At 71.7% G+C, this 1785-nt stretch carries 2 protein-coding genes; both read left to right on the top strand.

The genetic code is table 11. The features are described 5' to 3' along the window. On the top strand, nucleotides 1-1083 hold a 1083-nt coding region (locus AB0M20_RS41575; RefSeq protein ID WP_364306837.1), incomplete at its 5' end, for a helicase-related protein. Further along, the coding region (locus AB0M20_RS41570) for a hypothetical protein (protein ID WP_364306835.1) at nucleotides 1080-1785 on the top strand (706 nt) is incomplete at its 3' end. The genes AB0M20_RS41575 and AB0M20_RS41570, both read left to right, overlap by 4 nt.

Below are 1785 nucleotides of genomic sequence, written 5' to 3'. Positions count from 1 at the left end.
GTGACGATCCCGCAGATCGGCGGGATGTACGAGGGTGACGCGTCCCGCAAGCGGATCCTCATCGAGCACGGCTTCCGGCTGCCCAGCGCGGCCGACAACCGGCCGCTGCGTTTCGACGAGTTCCTCGAGCGGGTCGGCCAGATGGTGTTCCTGTCCGCGACCCCGGGGCCGTGGGAGATGCAGCAGGCCCAGGGCGAGTTCGTCGAGCAGGTGATCCGCCCGACCGGCCTGGTCGACCCCGAGGTGGTGGTCAAGCCGACCAAGGGCCAGATCGACGACCTGATGCACGAGATCAAGGAGCGCACCGACAAGGACGAGCGTGTCCTGGTCACGACCTTGACCAAGAAGATGGCCGAGGACCTGACCGACTACCTGCTGGAGAACGGCATCCGGGTGCGCTACCTGCACTCCGAGGTGGACACGCTGCGCCGCGTGGAGCTGCTCAAGGAGCTGCGCAAGGGCGACTACGACGTGCTGGTCGGCATCAACCTGCTGCGTGAGGGCCTCGACCTGCCCGAGGTGTCGCTGGTCGCGATCCTCGACGCGGACAAGGAGGGCTTCCTGCGCAGTGGCCGTTCGCTGATCCAGACCATCGGCCGCGCCGCGCGTAACGTCTCCGGCCAGGTGCACATGTACGCCGACAAGATGACGCCGTCGATGCGCGACGCGATCGAGGAGACCGACCGCCGCCGGGCGAAGCAGATCGCGCACAACGAGGCGAACGGCATCCAGCCGACCGCGCTGCGGAAGAAGATCCACGACATCCTGGACGACATCTACCGCGAGGCGGAGGACACCGACGCGGCGGTCGGCAGCGGGCCGATGGTCGGCGGCGGTGGCCGGCAGATGTCGCGCGGCAAGGCGCCGGTGCCGGAGACGCGGTCCAGGCCGCCGCGCAGCGCCGCCACGCCGGCCCGCGAGGGCATGGCGCGGGCCGAGCTGGCCCAGCTCATCCAAGACCTCAACGACCAGATGCTGGGCGCCGCGCGCGAGCTGCAGTTCGAGCTGGCGGCCCGGATCCGTGACGAGGTGTCCGAGCTGAAGAAGGAGCTTCGCGGCATGGACATGGCCGGGGTGAAGTGACAGGCCCGGACGGGCCGGGGTCCACCGGTACGTCCGACGTGCCGGGCGCCGACTATCGCTTCGACGACGTCGTGCGGCTCGCCGCGGAACGCCTCGCGGCGGACGGCGGATTGCCGTTCGCCGCGTCGCCCGGGTTCCTGCGCTCCCGCTGGGCTGCCGCCGAGTCGGTGGGCCGCGGGAGCCGGGACGCGGACGGCCGGTTGACCGCCGCGGTCTCGGTGCGGCCGTCCTCGGCCGGCGCGGTCGTCGGCGTCCTGGGGGTGCCGGCCGAGACGCTCGACTGGGCGCTCGCGCAGGCCGCGGACCGACGGCCCGGGCAGGTGACCGTCGAGACCGAGTTCCTGACCGCCGAGCTGAGCGAGTTGTTCGGCTCGCGCGGGTTGCGGCAGGTGTTCGCCGAGGACGTGATGCGCTTCGACCTCGGCCGGCCCGTGCCGGAGCCGGCCTGGCCCGGCGGCATCACGCTGAGCGGGTGGGACGGGCGGCGGTTCTTCGGGGTCTACGAGGCGGCGTTCCGGGAGCGGCCCGGCTTCCCCGGCTGGTCGGCCGAGGAGTGGATCTCCGGGGTGGCCGAGGACGACGACTTCCGGCCGGATCTGTCCGTGCTGGCCACCGACGAGCAGGTCGGCGACGTGGGCTTCGTGACCACGATGGTCGACTGGATCGACCAGGTCGGCGTGGCTCCGGTCTCCAGGGGGCGTG

The organism is Actinoplanes sp. NPDC051633, assembly GCF_040681735.1.
In the GTDB taxonomy this organism is placed as follows: domain Bacteria; phylum Actinomycetota; class Actinomycetes; order Mycobacteriales; family Micromonosporaceae; genus Actinoplanes.
The sequence above is the reverse complement of the archived record's forward strand: the minus strand, read 5'-3'. Positions and strand labels throughout refer to the sequence as shown.